The sequence below is a fragment of the cyanobacterium endosymbiont of Rhopalodia gibberula genome, from assembly GCF_003574135.1.
In the GTDB taxonomy this organism is placed as follows: Bacteria; Cyanobacteriota; Cyanobacteriia; order Cyanobacteriales; family Microcystaceae; genus Rippkaea.
In genome coordinates this window covers 1,221,137-1,242,052 of the sequence record NZ_AP018341.1, presented here as the reverse complement: position 1 = coordinate 1,242,052, position 20,916 = coordinate 1,221,137, and the positions used below count along the sequence as shown (strand labels likewise).

Sequence of the window (20,916 nt, the reverse complement as noted above, 5' to 3'; positions counted from 1 at the left end):
ATAAAATAAGCTTTAGAAAAAATTAATTTATACAGACAAAATATGGACTATTTTCCTATCAAAGCTCCTGTATCAGGTATTGGTCAAGAACATAAGGTTGAATTGACATATTCAGAAATATTACTAAATATATGTTTAAGTTTATCTAGTACTAATTTTTTTTAAAAAATCAAAAATAACTATTTATTTAAGAACATAATTTTAGATTGCTATAAAACACTTATAATATTGATCTTTAATATCAGATTAAGTTCTAATTTTTCTAGCAATTGCATGTGTATTATTATACAATAAATTTGTTATTGTTAACTTATTAAGTAAAGTAGATTAATCTACTTTACTTAATAAGTTTCTAGGTAAAATTATCTAAATAAAAAAGAAAATATTTTCGAAATATAAGAAAATTTATAAAATTTAAATAGTATCAAAATAAAGAATTTTTTAAAGATATTCTAGAAATTTTTATTTATAAAATATTTAATCAATATAGAATCAGTATTAATACGAAAAATATAATTTATTTTCTGGATAATAGGTTAGAGAAAGAAGAGATAGTATGGCTAGAAAAATAACTTTAAAATTAATTTTTAAAAATTAACTTAATAGGTAATATTAACAATCAATTACTTTATATAATTGTCCCCTAGCTTATTGTATAGGATTTAGGGCGTTAACTAAAATTTTATATTTGAGATAAAGGCAACAGAATACTATCGAATAAAGAAGAGTAAAACATTTTAGGTTTTAGTTCTACTGCTATACTTACTTTTTTTTTCTTAGAATTAACCTCTGTTCTAGAACACACATAGACTTTACATACTGTTTTTGACTAAGTATTCAAAATTTTTGAACTTGCTTAGTTTCTTGACTAATTATAATAGTAAGTCCATAATTTTTTATTGTGTTTAGTCGGTGTTTTATTTGACAGAAAATATCAATATAGTCTCTAAGATTTAAGAACTTTTCTTTTCTTCAGATTGCTATTATAGTGGGAAAGGAGTCCATTGACTTACTTAAAGATTTTATAGAAATCTCTTTGCAAAACTTAAGTTTATAGATTAGCAGTTTTATAAGGTATTAATCTTTTGACTTGCGGTTTTACCGGCTTCTACTTGGATAAGTAGAGATAAAGTATTAATTTCTGTGAACTTTTCCGAGGATTTACTTATTTTTTAGATTTAAAAATCTAACATAAGTAACTACATTTTCTCGTATATAAGATTCCAGTGTAGCTAACGCAAACAGTAAGTATTAAAAATAAAATTATAAATGAAGATAACAATGTTTATGATAAGAAGATCTTTATTAACTACTCAACTTAACTTAATCAATTCCGTTACACTATGTGATCATGGAAACCGTTAATGTCAACTAAATTATAATTATTTTGAATTGATACCAAAACATCTACATCAAAGATAATTGAGCAAGAGGGGTTGATTTTTGTACCCTTAATAGGTATAAATAGATATATAACTGTATAGGAATACAACCCTATGAAACAAACTAATAGCCAAGCAAAAAAAATTCAGGAAATCACCGGACTCGAGCCCAGACATTTTGCCGATTTAGTGAGAACGGCGCAATTAATTTTTGATCCAACGGGTGGTGTCTCTGGGATGAAACTCGAAGTTGACTGGTCTTACTTTGGTATTTCTGACAATGTTGCTGATAATTTAAAGAAATTTGGACAAAAATACCAGTATGCATCTCCCCATATTGCGATTGATGTTGTTTGGGAGCAGTTGACCCCAGAAACTCGTAGTTGGGTTATTGAAAATAAAGAAAATTTATGGAAAATTGAGGAAGCTTTTCCGGCACTCGATGAAGATTGATATTGACAGAGGACTGCTTTTTAATACTAATATTAAAGACTTTTACGTCCTCTCCATAAGTGGCAAGTTTCAATCCATTTTTTTTGATGAAGTGGCTTTTAAAGTCATTACAGCTTTAGCTTTGTAGACCAGCAAATTATTCACAATAACATAAGCCCCAGCAAGTAATTATGGGATTAAAACTTTCTTTAATATGAGTTTTAAAAATTTCTTTACTTGTTTTCTTTTCAGAAGTAAACAACAAGAGGGGTATTCTAGTAGCTATTAATCCGATTAGAGTAGTATTTTTTTAATTATTTGGAGATTTATAGTAAATCTCGTTTTACTTTTGTTGCTATGCTAAAGTGACGGACCATAGCTACATTTACACCAGTTACATTAAAAAAAAGTCTATAAAACTTAACTTCTTAGATCACATTCTAATATTCCTGTGTCATAATGTTATATCATTATTTTCTTCTACTAATTGATAACTATTAGGAGTCGTTAAGGATCAATTTATGCTTGCTTGTATTCTTTTTTTATTTGACAAGTGATCTAAAGTCAGAGTTGTTTTATAAGGTTTTACCAGACTGTAAACAACATAACTTTCTTAAAGATCCTAAACTGATTTAAGATTTGATTTATTAGGTTTTTGTTTAGTTTCTAAGATTTTATTTAGTAGAGCTTCATTTTCAATGAGAGTTAATTTTTTTTAAATACTTTAGTATACTTTCTATTTTAATTTAGTTAATACAAAATTATTTAGTGTTCACTTTTGGTATAAATAAAGCTAAAACTCAAAATTCATTAAGATGATATCAGAATGATACAGAAAATAATATATTAAACTTAATCATTGACTTTCTATAAAATAAAAAAATACTAGCAGTTAAAATTTAGCTTAAAATCTAAATTTTAACTGCTTAGCTTTTATCTTGATATTTCATACCTTCTTAGAAAACATCTTTTAAATAAAAAATTTATCTAGCTTCAAAAGAAATTCTAGAATTATATAAAAAACACCATCAATGCCAATACTGATAAACTGTTGAGTTTTATTGTTAGGGTTTAAACAATTAAATCAAAATTTAAGGGAAAAACTTATTTTTTTATCTGCAATATACACAATATATATGTATGAACTACTGGTCCTGCATCATAAACATTATCAATAAAAGAAGTTAATTATCTGATTACTTGAGAAAAAATTTTTGTGTTTGTGCTTTTATTGTTTTCACATCAATTTAAATATAAAAATGTGGTTAAAAATTGTTTTAAAATAACCTATTGTAATTACAATAATACCGTTAATACTTTTGTAAAATTATAGATTTTTTAAAAAGTAATATTTGTTAATAGTTAATTATTTTATTTATACTGAGTTGAATAACTTTCTATAAAATAGCAGTTCTATCTTCTATATTAATAGATATAGAAGATAGTATGTTAATAACTAAAACTGAGTCTAAAAAGTAAGTTTGTAGCCTGATAAGTCTTAAATATTAAGATCTAAAATAAAATGCAATCACGTTGTATAAATTCATTAGTAACTGAGACTTTAACTTTAAGAAGTAACTTCTATAAAAAAGTGTTGATTAAATTTTTATTCTCATTTTCTATAGGTTATTTTCGCAGAAACGTAGAGAACTTAGCTCCTAATAATTTATTATTAGGAGCTAAATAAATGTCTTCTTGTAGAAGATATATTTAAGTTTTACTATTAACTTTAATAAAATTAGAGTATTAGGAAATTGTTTCACATACATTCTATGATTTTTAAAAAGATTAAATTTTACTAAAAACTCTAATGATACACCTTCTTACAATCTCCATGTTAATTATTTCTGTTGTGAATATACTTATATATTTATTAACTATTTGTTGTTCAAAATAAGTCTTTTTAAGAAAGTAAAACTAAAATTTATCTTTTGTTATTATTAAGCCTAATTCAATAAATTTGCATTAAGATCAATAATAAATTATGAAATTTATAGGATATTTTTTGAGCAAAAAGCACTAGCTCCTCGATTCAGACAACAAGTGATGAGGGTTTCGAAAAATTCCTAGAGTAGACAGAAACTGATTATCAATATTTTCCAAGGAGTCATAAGACAATGAGTAGATATATAGACGAAATTATAGCTTATTTCGACAATAGAGCCTCCCAAGGAATTGTAAAGGAGTTCAATCAGAAAATTAAGTTGATCATAAAGATATGCTTACAGTCTAATCAACCTTTATAATCTTAAAAGACAAGTTTTATTAGACCTGTACCCTCCCTATCGATTCACTACACTTTGAGTAGAAAAGCTAGCTTGTGGGTTTTGCTAAATTTCCCTGTTAATTATGATTTTCTCTACTACTTTGCCACGGATTTGACCTGATTAATTGAACTAAGTTCAGCGATGTTTTTGAAATTAAAACAACATAATCTTTTCTTGAATAAAGACCCTAAAATATCTAAATATTGGTCAAAGATTTTTTGAAGGTTTTCTATATTTTCTTTTGTCAATTCTGTTTTTTTCTTAATTATATATAGATTTATTACCAAAGTCCAAAAACCTTTAGTAATAAACTAACGTCTTAGCTCCTGAAGTCCAAGAGATTTTGCTAACATGTCTAGTTACTTACTCTTAATTATCCTATTCTTAATGATCGGTTGTTGACTAGAAATATTACTAGTATTTATTTTTTTATCCTACTTTAGTTTTTTTGAGTAACTAATAAAAACATAAATTATCTCTAACTATTTTTGATAATTAGGTAACATTGCTTCGAAAAATACCAGGAGAACTTTATCGCTTTCAAAAGTTAAAAAATAGGGGATAAGTTGCTTTGTATAGAGAGCACATGTAATCAATTCTAGGTGTTGGTAAATCACTTCATTGAAATTAACTTAAACAACTTGTTGACTGCATTCATGAATGTGTTGAGAGATTAACTGATCAATGGGATAACGCATCACATATATGGGACTAGCATAGGGAACATATTTTTATAACCGTTCAATAGTGTGAGGATAGGTGGAGAGTTAAGTGTAATGGGTGCTAGATTCACTAGATATGTTGTTATCAAAGGTTTTATTAACGTCAGATAAATACCAGTCTAGCCCCTGAACAGATTGATTTTTATCACTAAAAAAATTAGGCTTTTTAAGTTTAGTCATAAAGATCTCTGATTGTATAGCTAATTATTCATGAATAGAACTAGTAGTGCATTTCATACCACCAATAATAATAAAACCAGACAATTTCTAAGATTATTTTTAGGTAGAATCAGAGGCTTCAAAGGATCACGCCAATTTATACAAATATCTTGTGCTGTATATTCACAAACAACACCAGAGGAATTACTTACTAGTTCTCTTATTAAAAAGACACTACATCCTACTAACCAGAACAGATTAGAAAATCACAGTCTTGTTCTTCCATAGAATTTAGTAGAATAGTAAGAACGAGAAGCATAAAATAAGGGTGTAGGCGTTTGTTTGCGAGCTACTATATCAGATTTAGCCGAACTACTTCCTTCTCGTAAATGAACGACTCTCGCCTCAGTCTAGTGAAAGATTTTCCGACTTTTACCTCTAGCACAGCGACAGTAATCGATATCATCAAAGTACATGGAATAGCATTTATCTATTAAACTAACTTGTTTAATAACTTGCCGACGAATAGAACACAGGCAAAACTAGTTTATTGAGGTTCATTGGCACATTGTAGAAAATTATAAATTTTGCAATTAGTCCAGTCCTTGCAGCTTTGATCAATTCACTGATAAATAAATTATAACAAACGAAAACAGTCGATTTTGGGACTTGTGTTTAGTCATTCTAACCGAGTACTAATTAATCCAGCTTCAGGATTGTTATCGGAAGCTTCTAAGAGAGATAATATCATCCCTGGCTTAATAATAGTATCGCTATTAAGTAAGAGATAAGCATCGACAGTGACAGCTTTAATCCCAGCGTTGTTTACCGCTGAAATTCTCCCATTGATAGGAGAATTAATCAGTTTAACCCAAGAATTCTATTGATTATCAAGAATACTCTGTTTTAACATAAGAACCGAATCACCCCCAGAAACATTATCTGCCAACATGGCGCAATGTTCGTTAATATCTATTTGCTCTTCAAGTGAAAGCAAACAGTCAATGACTAAATTGGAGGTACGATAATTAATGATGGCTATAGCCAAACATATTTGTTTAGAGAAGTTCTGATATTTTTTTAAGGTATTATTGGTTAACATAACATGGCTAAAATTATTAGTTGTAAGTCTTTAGGAAAACAACCAGTCTACGATATTGGAGTTGTTCAAGATCATAATTTTATATTAGCCAATGGCGCAGTTGCGTCTAACTGCTTTAATAAATCTCACTCCACTGCTTATGCTTATATTACCTATCAAACTGCTTACTTAAAAGCAAATTATCCTGTTGAATACATGACGGCTTTATTGACAGCTAGCAGTGATAATCAAGATAAGGTAGAAAAGTACCGAGAAAATTCTCAAAAGATGGGAATTCATGTTGATCCTCCTGATATTAACCGTTCCCAAAAAGATTTTACTCCCATTGGGGATAAGATTTTGTTTGGGTTATCTGCGGTTAAGAATTTGGGAGAAGGAACTATTGATAACATATTAAAAGCTAGGGAGAAAGGAGAAAATTTTCAATCTCTGGCTGATTTTTGCTGTCGTGTTGACTTACGAGTAGTCAACAGACGATCCTTAGAAACTTTAATTTATTGTGGAGCATTTGACAAAGTTAAAGCTAACCGAAATCAATTAATAAATGATCTTGACTTGATTATTTCTTGGGCACAAAAACGAGCTAAAGAGAAAGAAACTGGTCAATTAAATATCTTTGATATGGTAAGCAATGGTATCCAGAATAATGCCAACAATCAGTCTAAATTTGATCAGGAACCAAGTTCCCCCTCTATAGCTGATTTTCCTCTACCTGAAAAACTTAAGTTAGAAAAAGAATATTTAGGTTTTTATGTTTCTGAGCATCCTTTGAAATCAGTTAAAGAAGCAGCTAAAGTTTTATCCCCTATTAATTTGAGTGAATTAGAGAATCAAAGATCTAAATCTAAAGTTAGTGCTGTTGTAATGGTTAATGAGGTCAAAAAAATAGTAACTAAAACTGGAAAAGAAATGGCATTTATAACATTAGAGGATATTTCTGGACAATCAGAAGGGGTAGTTTTTTCTGAAGCTTATGAACAAATTAAAGAATTATTAGTTGAAGATAACCATCTGATTATTTGGGGTAGAGTTGACCATCGAGATGATAAAGTTCAACTAATTATTGAAAATGGAGAAATTATAGAAAACGTAAAGATACTAATAGTTAAATTAACTATTCAACAAGCAGTTAATCAAAATTATCAACAGAATTTAAAAAGAATTCTTCAAGAAAATTCTAGGGATAAAACAAAAGCTAAAATTCCCGTTATTGCCATTATTGGTATTGGAAGTCAACAAAAGTTTGTTCGTTTCGGTCAAAATTATTGGGTACAAAATGAATTTAGGGCAATCTCCTCTCTTGAGAGTGCTGACTTTTTTGTTTACACTAGCCCTTTAATGTCTGTAGCTAAGTAAATTAAATTTTGCAGTTTCAGTTATGCTAAACCATTATGCATTACACTTCATAGACTTAAATCCTGAAAAGTTGGGACATATAAATAAAAGTTGTCTACACAACCTATTGACTGAGTTGACGGAGGTGGACTTTGTTTTTGTAGAATAATAATCTAGTCTTTTATTATTTTTTAGTTTAGTGTATTAAATGCGTCGTGACTATAACTTTATGGAAGAAGACTAGGAGAATTTAATAAGTTTTTTTCTCTCCATTGAGAGTCAATTATGATAAGGTAGTCCGTTGCACAAGTTGAAGTTCTAAAATCACTAATTCCTTTATATTTGGCATGTAGTGAAAGTTGTTTTGGTTGAATATTTCTGGCATATGGATTGTCTGAGATAGAATGATAGGTGGTTGGGCTTTAATAAATGTAAAATCAAAAAGTTGTTAAAAAATAGTAATTGCTAAATATCAGACTTCTTGAAAATTTAGCTAGCATGATTAGATACACAAAAACTATCAAAGTTAACTTGTACCTAAAAATTTATCCCAGAATAAGAATAAGATTAGAAAAATTTAATTTAAACATAAAAGAATGAAAAGTTAAAGAATTTACAAATTGAGTTAAACTATCAGAAATTAAAACTATGAAAGCAATTGCTAAGCAAATTACTTAATAAAAGAATGTAATTTATTTGACCCCTAAAAAAAATAGATTAAATAGTTTTAAATGTACAAAAATATAAAAAATCGAATATAATTATAAGAAAAAAAACATTAAATATAAGTTTGGAAAATTTTTGAAAAAATATTTTAATATCAACATAATTTAACTAATTTAGTTAAATTATGTTGATTAAAGTAGTTACTTTAGAGAGAGTTAACTAAAGCTGGATAAATTCTAGTTTAATTTCTAAAAAAAAGAAACATAAAAATATTTTTTTTTGAAATGATAATTTTATATTACTACTCCTGAATTGTTATCTTTAGTTTATTTAAAACTAAATAAAACTTACCTAAGTTAAATATATAAATACTATAATTTTATTGGAGTTATATTTAATTTAGATAAAGCTTATGGTTGTTTTATTCAAGATTTAATATGGTAATTAGTTCGTAAAATTTTAAGTAAAAATAAATTATTTACATTTTGTAAATTATGTTTTCTTGACATTTCTTCAAGGTTATAGACGAGTAGAGAATGTTTAAGGTGAGTTGTTTATACTAAAAATTAGAAAAGATTATAGAGAAGGCAATGTAATATGACCCTCAGTCCTGAAATTATGACATCCGTAGAACAATTAGGGTATCGCGTGACTGTTGGAGACGTCGCTACCCAAGCAGGACTTGAACTGAATGTGGTTCAACAGGGATTGCTAGCTTTAGCTTCCGATAGCGGAGGACATTTACAAGTGGCTGAATCAGGTGAAATCATCTATCTTTTCCCACAAAATTTTAAGACAATTCTCCGCAATAAATACTGGAAACTTCGCTTTAAGGAAACCTGGAAAAAAATCTGGAATGCTCTTTTTTATTTAATTCGTATTTCTTTTGGAGTAATTCTGATTGCTTCTGTCGTTTTTGTGATGATTACTATTGCTATAATTGTTGTTGTTATTAGATCTGATAGTGGAAAAGATAGAGACTATCAAGAAAGTAGAGGTCTAGGTTATAGAGACAATTTTATTTTTTTTCCAAGTTTTTCCGATTTATTTTGGATTTTTTATCCTGATCATAATTACGATCTTTATCTAGATAAATCGTATCAAAGTTCTGAAAGAAATCGGCAAGAAAGCAATCTTAGTTTTCTAGAAGCTATTTTTTCATTTCTCTTCGGTGAAGGTAATCCTAATAATGACTTAGAAAAATATCGTTGGCAAGAAATTGGGTCAGTAATCCGTAATAATCAAGGAGCAATTATTGCTCAACAAGTTCTTCCTTATCTAGATAAGATAACTCAATACGACGAAGATAATGAAGATTATATGCTGCCTATTCTGACAAGATTTAACGGTTATCCTAAAGTTTCCTCCCAAGGAGAAATAATCTATTGTTTCCCTGAGTTACAAGTAACAGCTCAACTTCATAAAAAGCGTTCAGTTACTAGCTATTTAAAAGAAAAATCTTATTTATTTAGTCGAGCTAGTAGCAGACAAATTATGTTAGCAACTGGGTTAGGAGTATTAAATTTTATTCTAGTTTTGGTTTTAGGATATTTAATTAAAGATCCTAAAGTTGTCAACCAAATGACAGGATTAGTTTTCTTTGCTAGCTCTATTTATTGGATATTATTAGTCTATGCAATAGCCTTCCTAGGAACTCCTTTGGTTCGCTATTTCTGGATTCGGTGGCGTAATAATAAAATTGAGTCTCGTAATATGATTCGACAAAAAAGAGCAGAAGATTTATTGCAACCGAGTAAAACTCTACAGCGTAAAATAAAATATGCTTGTGAATTTGCAGCAGAAAAATTAATCACTAAAACTGATATCAGCTATACGACTGAAAAGGATCTTTGGGAACAAGAAGTTGAACATTAAGAGCAAGATGATGATGGCTAAACCGTGGTTACAAGTGTAATTGTGAGTTAATTTGATTTTTCACTTTTTTCAAATCTCGGATAATTGTTAACTATTTGTTTTACTTTTCGAAGGATCTCATAATCCTTATCTTTATTTAAAAATCTATCGAACAATACTAACTATTGTTCTAATGAAATTAGAGTAGTACTATTATACTTAATTTGCAATCTTTTTTACTTTTTATCTTCTTAGAATTTAAACATAATATTTCTGTTCTTGTTCTAGTTCTGAAGAGAGTTTTTAGGTCGCGAGGCAACTTTGATATTCTTCACTCCTCTAATTATATAAGCCTAGTTTTTTAGAAAAACTAGTATCTAGTGATCACTCTTTTTTAACTGTTTCTTTATTTAAGATTTATTTTTACTTATCTACTTAGATGTTAATTTACTAAACCTAGATCCAGTCTAGAAGAGCATTAATTTTGGGGCTAAACTGTTTTCTCTTGCTTATTGTCTACTTTAGAAACTGTTTGCAAACAAGACACTAAGTAAAATACATTAGGTACAACTTATTATTTTTTTTATACTATAAAGATCCCTATGATAAAAAAGTTTTTAAATGTTATTAGTATAAAAAAATATGATTCTAATTACTTTAAAATATATTTTTAGCACGGATAACTTTATTATGTAAACCTCTTTAAAATACATTCCGAAAAACATATATTAAGTATATTTTTATATTTCATGTCATCATATCATATGTAGCTATGTGTGGACTTACTTTAGGAAAGTAGGATTATAAGAGACTTAACACTGGTTTTAAATACTTTATAAGTCCAAAACGGAGCATAATAAATGCTATGAATTATTAATCAGTTAAGATATACTCAAGTTCTTTTTAAGAATAAATTCAGCAATTCCTAAGTCAATTGGAGTTGTTACTTTTAGGTTTGTTTCTTCCCCTTCCACAATTTTTACAGGTAACTTACACATTTCAAATAAAGCTGAATCATCGGTAACTTCCCAATCTGAACTCCTTCCTTTTTCATGACATTTTTTTAAAAGTTTAACATCAAATCCTTGAGGAGTTTGAGCTGCCCACAATTGAGATCTATTTGGGGTATTTTGAATAAATTTATGCTGATCAACAACTTTAATTGTGTCTTTAACAGGAATAGCTGTAATTAATCCCTGACAGGTTAGTAATTCCTCAGCACAACGATCAAACAGTTTTGGAGTAGCTAAACATCTTGCTCCATCATGGATCAAGATTCTTTGTACCTCTATGGATAAAGCCTGTAGTCCATTATAAACTGATTGTTGACGAGTCTCGCCTCCTTGGATTAATTCTACTGGTTTAGTTACAGAAAGATTGGTAATAATTTCCTGAAAACTAGGAAAGTCATAGGATTTACCAATAATACCGATCCAGCGAATTTTCTCAGATGCTTCAGCCGCCAGAAGTGTCCAAGTTAATAATGGTTTTCCTAAGAGACTAAGGAGAAGTTTGTTGCGATCACTTCCCATCCGTTTTCCTAATCCTGCTGCCGGAATTAATAAATGCATTCTTTCATAAGAGAACAATATATTTACGAATAGTACATTATTTTAGATACACTTTGATCACTTAAAATAGTCATTATTTATTTAATGAGTGATTCACTGTTATGTCTAGACCGGAAAAGTTGATTTCTAACGAACAAGTGATGGAAATATTAAATCGCTATGGAGGCTCATTAAATATAGTTATTATAAGTCGTATTAAGGGTGATATTAATCAAGTAATTCTAAGGAAGACTTTGGATTTAGTTCAATCTAATTATCCCTATCTAGACTATCTAATAGTAGGAACTTTAGATAATCTACATTTTATTTCTGAAAATAAATACAAAATTCCTTTAGATACTCTTTATTTTGAGCAAGATATTTCTTTAAAAGATCTTATTTTAAGAGAGTTAAATACTCCCTTGGAAAGTAGTAAGTATCTGTTGAGATGTTTATTAGTTTTAGATAAACAAGAACCTGATACAAAATACCTGATTACGACCATACATCATGCTATATCAGATGGTTTATCATCTGTGAGACTTCAAGCAGAGATATTTAATTATTGTCAAATTATCGCTTCAGAACAAAATTTAAAATTAAATTCTAGTTCATCTCTAATATCTCCCACCTTATCTTTAAATAACTCTTTTCTTCAATGGATTAACAATAAAATAAGTATAGTTAATAGTATTTATTTTTTGGGGATGCTTAGAATTAAGATGTTTGTCCATCGGATAGAATCATTAAAATCGGAAAAAGATGTAGCTATTGAGTTGCGTAGTTGTGGAATAACTCAGCGATATTTATCTCCAGAAAATACAAAAAAATTAATCAAACTATGTCAACTAGAAAAGACGACAGTTCACGGAGCTCTATGTTCAGCAATGTTAATTGCAGTTGCCAATAAGATAAGGAAAAATAAATTAAGAAAAGTTAATATTTCCTGTGCTTCTTATGTAGATTTACGGCGAAGAATTAAGCCAGAAGTCTCCCCTGAAAAGATGGGAATGCTTATCTCGTTTTTAATGTCTTTTCATACTCTAAAATCAGAGATGCCATTTTGGGAATTAGCAAGAGATGTTACTCGACAAATTAATAAAGGTTTAAATCGAAAAGATATGTTTAAGCCTTTATTAGTGCTTCGAAAAATTATAGAAAATTTCTTGGTTAATTCTGAGACAACTTTTGCAACAGTTTCAGTTACCAATATCGGCGAAATTAAAATTCCTAAAATAGAGGGTAAATTAATCTTAGAAGAAATTAGTTTTGTTCCGTCTAATGTTGTTTTTAATAGAATTTTCACAGTTGCTGTTGCAACATTTAATGAGAAAATGACTCTTAATTTTATTGTTTCTCAACCTTCTATTAGTCAAGAAACTTTAGAATTACTAGCTGATGATGTAATTTATTCTCTAACTGAAGTATGTAATAGTATAAATAACTAAACTTAACTTGATTAGAATAAACTAGAAATTTCGTTTACAATAAAATGGCAGGTTGTCTTCTAAGCAGCCAAACTACCATTAATTTCCACGACCTCAGGACATTCCGGTTTGACACAACTCCATCGCCGTTTTGGCAGTAATGCCGTCGATCCTGTTATACACATGTACGTTACAAGAAAATTCAAGGTTAGTTAATGAGTGATCGTATAATTCATTCATAGGAATTGATTTCTATGGCAAACATCGATAATAGTTAAAGCGGATTCTATCCAATTCATGCGTAATTTTGGGACATAATTCCATACTTTTGATTCTATATTAGGGGGTACTGAGGTTGGCTTGTTCATAAGTAACCATAATATTTTTCTTTTTATAAAATAGAATTTTAAGTTTTTTATAAAGTTTTACTCAGAGATATTGACATCAATAAGAATTGATACATAAGTCATGACAAACTAAAATAGTAAAGCAGTAATTTTAATTATAAATCCTATATTATGGACACAACAGATACTAAAATTCCGTCTCTAACCGATCAACAGACTTATCTCAACGAAATTCCTAATGATGTAGAAATGTCCTTGTTTGATCATATCGAGGAATTGCGTCGACGTATTTTTTATGGGTTAATTGCAGTTGTTATCGGAATGATTAGCTGTTTTATTTTTGTAAAACCCTTAGTGCAATGGTTGCAGTTTCCTGCTCAAGATGTTGAATTTTTACAATTAGCTCCAGGAGAATTCTTTTTTGTATCGATTAAAGTTGCTGGATATAGTGGATTTTTAATATCAAGTCCCTTTGTTCTCTACCAAATTCTTCAATTTGTTTTACCTGGGTTAACCCGTCGAGAGCGTCGCTTATTAGGTCCTGTCGTCTTAGGATCAAGTATTTTATTTTTAGTTGGATTAGCCTTTGCTTATTGGGTATTAATTCCTGCTGCCTTACAGTTTTTTATTAATTATGGAGCTGGTATTGTCGCACAGTCTTGGTCAATTGATCGCTATTTTGAGTTTATTTTACTATTGATGTTTAGTACTGGACTTACTTTCCAAATTCCTATTATTCAATTAGCTTTAGGTTTTCTTGGAATTGTTTCTTCGAAACAAATGCTTAAAGTATGGCGTGTAATTGTTTTAGGTTCTGTTATTTTGGGAGCTGTTTTAACGCCTTCCACCGATCCGTTAACCCAATCTTTATTAGCTACTGCTGTGTTAGTACTATATTTTAGCGGAATTGGAATGTTGAAATTAACAGGAAATTGATAGTCGATAGTTAATATTGAATTTTGAGTAATGAAAATCTCTAAAATTTAGTAAATTCTGTATTTAACTTTAGGCCTATTAACTTTTCGAAAATATATAAATTTTTCAGATTCTAATCCTCGTTTTTAAAAAGAGTTGCTCATTAATTTTTAGTGAGGATAAAATTGATTTATTTTTCATAAGATTGATATTGACAATAACTCAAAAGATATTGATACTAACTGCATACGATAAACTAACTTTATGATTTAAGTAAGAGAATTGATTTTAGAATTACCAATTTAAAAATACACAGAAAAAGTAGTAAAGGTTCTAGTCGCTGTTTTTAGATAAACTAAGCAAGTTTAAGATGAAATAATTTATTAATTAACCGTTGACTAATCTACTCAAAATAACATTACATAGCGGAAATATAGTCATATAGTGATAGTCTAGTTGTCAACCCTAGAGAAGGTTAGAAAACACAACATTATTATTGAATACAGAGAAGTTTTTTTTAGAGAACCAAATAATTCAGTTAAATAAAGAACTCTTTTAAGATTAGTAGAAGCATCAAAAATAGCCTTTACCGTTTTTGTTTAAAAGTACGTTACTAAAACAGAGTTATTGATTTTTTTTAAAACCTCTCTTGTTGGCTTTGAAACAGATAAAAATATTTTATGGACATCAAAAATTGATTATCAATCGGCAGGATAAATTAATGCAGAACTTATGCTCAAACTTATTAGATATGTTGAGTTATAGCAATAATTTTCTCAGAAAAATAAATTTTCTTGCACTTTTAAACCTTGATATATTGGGTGTACCTATCTTCACTGAGACAATCTAAAAGGGGATGTGGTATTCTTCAGCCCTATTAACCCTACTAAGAAGGTTACCGCAAAACAAGCCCAAAAACTTTTATCACAATCAGATAGGTTATCTCGGTAAAAAAAACAGTAAAGAAAACTTGATTTCACCAGAAACTTGACAAGTAAGACATCGACTATAAAGATAATTATAAATCATCATTAAACTGAGTAAAAAAGTAGAAATAGTTCAATAGAAAAATAAGTTAAGTTAGTTGATTTAAGTATTTTTTTGATTACATTAATCTAAAATCCATTCAGAAGTTTTTTCTCCTAAATCTAGGGAAATACCAATCACTTTACCCAGACGAGGGCGATCATGAGTTTGCTCTAAATAAGTGATAATCTGCTCTGTACTTCCCCAAGCTGTTAGATAACTCGCAACGACGTCTAAATGGTTAAAATACTCAGTTTGAGACATAGGAAAAGAAGCTTGTTCGAGGTATTTCCACATCACCTGACAAAAAATCTTTCCTTTGACTTTTCGTAACTGGATATCATAAGACCTGCCCCATTTACTGAACAGCAGTGTATGTAATTCTTGTCCAGTCATTATTTTTTCTAGTCCACAAACTAAACTCCCCTTTTCATCATAACTTAGATTGATAACTCTAATCATGAAAGATCGCATTTCTTCAATCCATCATAGTACTTTCTTAACTGGAAAATATCAATCATTCCGTTGTGTAGTAACTATCTATAATTTCATAACTTATCAGTATAAACAGGGTGCAAGAGTCTGGGATAGATCAGTCGACCGATCTATCCATCTATATAAAACAATCCAACCACAGTCAGATTTTACTCTAGACATACAGTCCAAGTATGCTAATTGTGTCCATTTACTAATATTCTTGATGTGAAGGTGTAATTAATTGACTAAAGTTTATTTAAGTTGAGTACTGTCAGCCTGTTTAAATATTGATTTGGTAAATTTTTGTCCATTTTCGGTTTATTTTACTTAAATTTAACTTAAAATAGATGATTTTTCGCTTTCCAATAACTAGTCATTGCAAATGGCATCAAAGATTCTAATTATGGATTTTATCCATTCTTGTAAGGAATAATCAATGTCTTTTAAATCGCCTCATTATAAACCTTCAATGGAAAAGTCTCTTTTACAGGGTTGTTCATTTATGCGGATAATGACATAGCATGTGGAATATGTCCGTCTAAAAGTTTAACCCTATCTATGTAGACTTCCAAAACATGAAGTATTTTTTAAAATTAAATTAACTTTTAAGATTAAACGACACATGGTAGACAGACTAACTGCAACATCTCTTTTTTCTTTCAAGTGGGTAATTAATTATTGTAAAGTAGCATCGTTATTTTGTTCTAATAAAAACCCCATAGTAATTCATTTTACCTCAATTAAAGAATATTTTCTTCAGGTATGTGGAAATAGTCCTATATAACCACACCTAATTTAAAATTAACTAGTATAGAGAAGAAATAAGGTTAGATTGTGGTAATAACTTTTTTAAAAATTGTTCTTTCTATCAAGTTTATTTATCCTGATGTAAGATCTGAGTTTGAGGTGTTTTTTTATAAGTCCATAAACTTCAACTTTGGGCAACAAGTTATGGTAATTCATTCTATGATCTATAATTTTTCTGAGTTACTGACTTGTCTTAAGGTAAAAATATTGGGGAATGATCTGTATTTTTTCCCAAGCAGTAATTGCATGATAAAGCTTTTCTGCCATTACCTTATTAGATTGCTCAGTTAGATGGATGGTGTCAGAGAACATCGGAGTGGGAAAAGAAGAATTACTCTGGTAAAAATTAACGACTTTTATATTTTTTGGAAATGCTTTAGCCAAGTGTTGACTCGCCTTCACTAATTCACCATAAGCTTGAGGAAAGTCCTCAAGATAATCCTTTCCCAAATGATTGCGGATAGCCTTTTCTTCAGCTGAAAGTTGATCTACACTACGAGAGGTTATCTCTGGTTGAATGGCTAACACAACAGGAATTTCCCATCGTGCAGATAACTTAATTAACTGTTTATGATTTTCTCTATAACGGTCAACCCGACGTTTCAACTCTTCAATATCATTAGGTAAATAGGACTCGAGAGATTTACCCTCATTATTGAGGGCTAAACTGGTTTGGTCTAAAGAAACAGAAGATTGAGGAGTAAAAGAGTTAAATGTTTTCACTAATGCTGTACTTCTTAGCCATTGATTAAAAGAAAAATCCAAAGAATAACGAAAGTAAACTTTGGCATCGGCTAAAAACTCGTCAATATGGGGAATATCAGCTTGAGGCTGACTACTTTGTAACATCAAATCTTCATAACCATCCAAGACCACAATTAAATCTGGTTGATAAGGTAGAATTCTCAGGGCTAATTTAGCTAATTGATTTCCTGAAGCATATCCTGGAACTGCGGCATTAATAACTCGATAGTTACCCTCACGAATCTTGGGAGGTAATTTTGTTAATTGTCTTCTAGTGGGAGCAAAAAAAGGAAAAACATCAGGACGGTATTGAGCTGGAGAACTTTTTTGTTGTTCAACTCGTTGTTTAAGACGAGCTTCAAGGTAATGGCTAATAGTGGCCTGGTTATTAGTATTTAACTGTCCAAAAGCGGTCGACCCCCCTAAAATAAAAATCCGAATTTCATTCTTCGGTTTTGCTAAGGGTAGAGGCTCACTATCCCGTACCCCTTGTTCATTGATTTGCCAAAATTCACCTTTTTGAGGACTTATAAGTTCATACCCCAAGGTAGGACTGCGCTTAACTAATAAATCTCCTCCGTCAGTCAATCCTTCTATTGGTCGTTTATTAGCGGTCAGGAAGTTAAGCTGATAGGCTTTTATTAAAGGTGACTTACCATCTATATTGTTATCTTTACCTGTTACTCCTAAATAAGCTTGAGCTAAAAACTCCGAAAGGATAATTAAAACAGGGCAAGCAAGGAGCAGCCAAAATAAGGAAATTTTAGGGAAGCGATTGGGCTTTTTATTGTAGAAATTGTTGTTATAGGAACTATAAGAACGAGTTTTCTTAAGTAAATTCAACATTTGAAAATTTTCCTCTAAGAAGCAGGAGTATAAATTTGGTGATTGAACCTTAGCATTGGATCAGGGTTAGAATCCAGCATATAATCTAGAGTATCCTGGTTCAAATTCAGTTAGAATCGTCGTTATAAGGTATTTTGGTAAATTTCATGGTATACAGATTGTTGTTTGTCTGTCTTGGTAATATTTGTCGCTCTCCGGCAGCGGAGAATATTATGAACCACCTAATCAAAGAAGCGAATTTAGAAGAACAGATTATTTGCGATTCGGCGGGGACATCAAGTTACCATATTGGTGCAGCCCCAGATCGTAGAATGAAATCTGCTGCACTGAGTCGGGGAATTGAGTTTCGGGGCAGGGCTAGGCAATTTGATTGGTTTGACTTTAAACAGTTTGACCTGATTTTAGCAATGGATCAGGAAAATTATCAAAATATTTTAGTTCTTGATTCCCAAGGAGTGTATAAGAATAAAGTGCGCTTGATATGTGAGTTTATGACACAACATCATGAAAAACAAATCCTAGACCCTTATTATGGAGGTCGGGCAGGATTTGATAAGGTAATTGATTTATTATTAGATGCTTGTGGGGGATTATTAGAAGAAATTCGTCAAAATCATCTTTATTTTTAATGATCATCACAAACGAGTTTTCCTAAGTTGAAGCAATTCTAAAATTGTCTAAATTATAGGGATAATATCACGATCAATGAAACAACTACTATCAACTCCTATCTTATTGAATAGATAGGACTTAACTTAAACTCGTAGGCAACTCGCCCATTATAGTTTATAAGTTAGGGTTAATACCTCTGATTGGTGGTTGTATGAATGTAATAGGTTTTAATTTAAAATAACTCTTGAGCATTATTAGTCACAACGATTTGCTTGATAATCTTTCTTTTTTCCAAAAACTGAGGAATAGTATCCCAAAATTGTAACTTTTGGGTTTATTCAGACGAGTTATTCTCCTTCTCTTCGCTTAAGATATAAGCAAAGAGATATTTTTACAAAAAATCAGACACTCCGTTCAGAGGTAAAATTAGCCCTTTGGGGTGCGCTTCGCCAAAGACGAAAAGAAGTTGAATTTCTAGGTTGCAGCAGAAATTTAACACGAATACTTTTCTAAAAAATTGCATAGGTTTTATGAAACAGATCAGTCATTATTGCGGCCTTTACGTTCTGACATATATCAAGTAAAGTAATTTCACAACATTTTCAAGTTTTTAACAAAACCTTCTTACTCATAAGACTTTAATTTCTCTTAAAACATATGAAACGATTATCTCCGGGATTAGCCCTAACGAGTGTTAGCTTGCTCCTATCCGTGTTTTGTAACAATATAGTTGAGGCGTCGGGGGACTCAAACGGTAGGATAAAATTTTCTCCCAATACCTCTAACAGATATAAACTGAAAACCCCTCAAATATCTACAGGTTATATTTGGCCAACTCAAGGGCGAATGACTTCTGGTTTTGGAATACGTTACGGCAATATGCACGAAGGAATTGACATTGCAGGACCAATGGGAACCCCGGTTTTTGCGTCCGCCACTGGGGTAGTGATTTCAGCCGGATGGAATTCTCAAGGCTATGGAATTTTGGTAAAATTACGTCATCCTGACGGTAGCATCAGTTTTTATGGACATAACCGTCGGCTTTTAGTTCGTCGCGGACAACAAGTTGAACAAGGACAACAAATTGCTGAGATGGGAAGTACTGGCAATAGTACTGGGCCCCATTTACATTTTGAAATTCACCCTAAGGGAAGAACAGCGGTTGATCCCATTGCCTTTTTACCTGAACCTGATGGGGTTACTAATGTTCGCAGAAATACTCGCACTCGTCCTTCACGGTTAGAAGTTCCTAATAGTACATCGCCTAGGATTGGTAACAGAGAATGGCGAGCTGAGGACTAAAATTTTGAGTGGATGATTGTATTGGGATGAAATTGAGCGATTGTCGTTTAAAAATAAGTCAGTAGCTCTAAATAAAAATTAGAATATTAATAAGTCCTCTCCTTAACTTTTTTGTTTTTATTTTTAGCCCTTTTTTAAAATTTACGAATTTTTTCAGAACTTGATTTAAATTTTCTTTTTCTTTTGAGATCCTAGATTGTTATTAACTCTCATCAATTCCTGTCTCTTTTATTGACAGTTTTCCTATTTCATTGATGGTTCTTAAACATAGTGTTGTTAATTTATTTTTGAGTAAGTAGTCAAAAATAAATTCAATAAGGCGATAAAAAGAACTCGTGAGTCTAATTAAAAGCGGTCGTTCTATCCTATAATTTTTGGACAAAATCCTCTTTAAGGTAAGTTATACATGTTTTATTTTAGTGGCATTGTGGTTGGATAAGTTATAGTTACTTACTTTCTAGTTCCCAAAAACAAAAGACTTGAAATCGTCTCTAATCCCTAGATGATACTCAGTTTATTGCGTATCTAGAGCAGTCCATGAAGGCTATTGATACAAAACCTAACCCTTAAACCCCAGTTGAGTCTAAATGATCAACTATCCATCTGTCACAGTAATTTTTATCAGAAGTGGCATCACCTCTAACTACTTCCCTGTCTCCTGTCACTCCTATTCCTATCCAAAATCGCTCATCAACTTCTCCGACCCAGGTTCGTGTCTCACCAATGTGTTGAGTGAAATACTTTATAAGTGATCATGTCCGATGGCAATTTCATCAGTACTGACTTTCATAGGAAATTCTAGACACGAGTTAGTTGGATCACTCAAATAAGGCGTATCATCCTTCTGTTGTTTTTACTCAATAATGGGATTAGTCAGTGTTTTTTCCTTGAAGAGTCTATTGAAATAAGTGGTTGTATGTTGATATAAGTACAAAATCAGAAAA

Annotated in this window: 12 protein-coding genes and 1 pseudogene; 8 read left to right on the top strand and 5 right to left on the bottom strand. The window is 30.5% G+C overall.

Going from position 1 to position 20,916, the window contains the following annotated elements:
* The first annotated feature begins 1,496 nt into the window (after nt 1–1,496).
* Nucleotides 1,497–1,835, top strand: a complete 339-nt coding sequence (locus RGRSB_RS04005) for a hypothetical protein (RefSeq protein ID WP_119259944.1) — start codon at nt 1,497–1,499, stop codon at nt 1,833–1,835.
* Nucleotides 1,836–3,907: 2,072 nt separating this feature from the next.
* Nucleotides 3,908–4,060, top strand: a pseudogene (locus RGRSB_RS11065) (transposase); the annotation flags it as partial.
* Between the two features lie 1,581 nt (nt 4,061–5,641).
* Here the strand turns inward: RGRSB_RS11065 and RGRSB_RS10495 are convergent.
* The gene (locus tag RGRSB_RS10495) at nt 5,642–5,776 is read right to left on the bottom strand and encodes a glycosyltransferase family protein (protein ID WP_232014603.1); all 135 of its coding nucleotides are present in this window, start codon (nt 5,774–5,776) and stop codon (nt 5,642–5,644) included.
* A 66-nt stretch (nt 5,777–5,842) separates the two neighbouring features.
* Nucleotides 5,843–6,010, bottom strand: coding sequence for a glycosyltransferase family 2 protein (locus tag RGRSB_RS10490; protein WP_232014576.1), 168 nt, complete (start codon nt 6,008–6,010; stop codon nt 5,843–5,845).
* A gap of 57 nt (nt 6,011–6,067) precedes the next feature.
* On the opposite strand from RGRSB_RS10490, the gene RGRSB_RS03985 reads away from it, so the two are divergent.
* Both RGRSB_RS03985 and RGRSB_RS03980 read left to right on the top strand, forming a co-directional pair.
* Entirely contained in the window at nt 6,068–7,420 is a 1,353-nt protein-coding gene (locus RGRSB_RS03985) for a helix-hairpin-helix domain-containing protein (RefSeq protein WP_119259942.1), read from the top strand.
* Between the two features lie 1,242 nt (nt 7,421–8,662).
* Nucleotides 8,663–9,940 (top strand): hypothetical protein, encoded by a 1,278-nt coding sequence (locus RGRSB_RS03980; RefSeq protein ID WP_119259941.1) that lies wholly within the window; start codon nt 8,663–8,665, stop codon nt 9,938–9,940.
* Between the two features lie 860 nt (nt 9,941–10,800).
* Here the strand turns inward: RGRSB_RS03980 and ispD are convergent.
* Nucleotides 10,801–11,490, bottom strand: coding sequence for a 2-C-methyl-D-erythritol 4-phosphate cytidylyltransferase (gene ispD, locus RGRSB_RS03975; protein ID WP_119259940.1), 690 nt, complete (start codon nt 11,488–11,490; stop codon nt 10,801–10,803).
* Nucleotides 11,491–11,591: 101 nt separating this feature from the next.
* Between ispD and RGRSB_RS03970 the strand changes: the two genes are divergently transcribed.
* Both RGRSB_RS03970 and tatC read left to right on the top strand, forming a co-directional pair.
* Complete coding sequence (locus RGRSB_RS03970) at nt 11,592–12,917, top strand: phthiocerol/phthiodiolone dimycocerosyl transferase family protein (RefSeq protein ID WP_119259939.1); 1,326 nt, start codon at nt 11,592–11,594, stop codon at nt 12,915–12,917.
* Between the two features lie 497 nt (nt 12,918–13,414).
* Nucleotides 13,415–14,179, top strand: a complete 765-nt coding sequence (tatC, locus tag RGRSB_RS03965; protein WP_119259938.1) for a twin-arginine translocase subunit TatC — start codon at nt 13,415–13,417, stop codon at nt 14,177–14,179.
* Nucleotides 14,180–15,268: 1,089 nt separating this feature from the next.
* Here tatC and RGRSB_RS03960 read toward each other — a convergent pair.
* Together RGRSB_RS03960 and RGRSB_RS03955 are read right to left on the bottom strand one after the other, a co-directional pair.
* On the bottom strand, nt 15,269–15,580 hold the full coding sequence (locus RGRSB_RS03960) for a DUF3067 family protein (protein ID WP_119260948.1): 312 nt from the start codon (nt 15,578–15,580) through the stop codon (nt 15,269–15,271).
* A gap of 1,068 nt (nt 15,581–16,648) precedes the next feature.
* Nucleotides 16,649–18,058 carry an SGNH/GDSL hydrolase family protein gene (locus RGRSB_RS03955; RefSeq protein ID WP_119259937.1) on the bottom strand — a complete coding sequence of 470 codons (1,410 nt, stop codon included), beginning with the start codon at nt 18,056–18,058 and terminating at the stop codon, nt 16,649–16,651.
* A gap of 146 nt (nt 18,059–18,204) precedes the next feature.
* Here RGRSB_RS03955 and RGRSB_RS03950 point away from each other — a divergent pair, with 146 nt between their 5' ends.
* Both RGRSB_RS03950 and RGRSB_RS03945 read left to right on the top strand, forming a co-directional pair.
* Complete coding sequence (locus RGRSB_RS03950; protein ID WP_119259936.1) at nt 18,205–18,687, top strand: low molecular weight protein-tyrosine-phosphatase; 483 nt, start codon at nt 18,205–18,207, stop codon at nt 18,685–18,687.
* Nucleotides 18,688–19,327: 640 nt separating this feature from the next.
* Complete coding sequence (locus RGRSB_RS03945; protein ID WP_119259935.1) at nt 19,328–19,972, top strand: M23 family metallopeptidase; 645 nt, start codon at nt 19,328–19,330, stop codon at nt 19,970–19,972.
* Nucleotides 19,973–20,916: the final 944 nt, after the last annotated feature.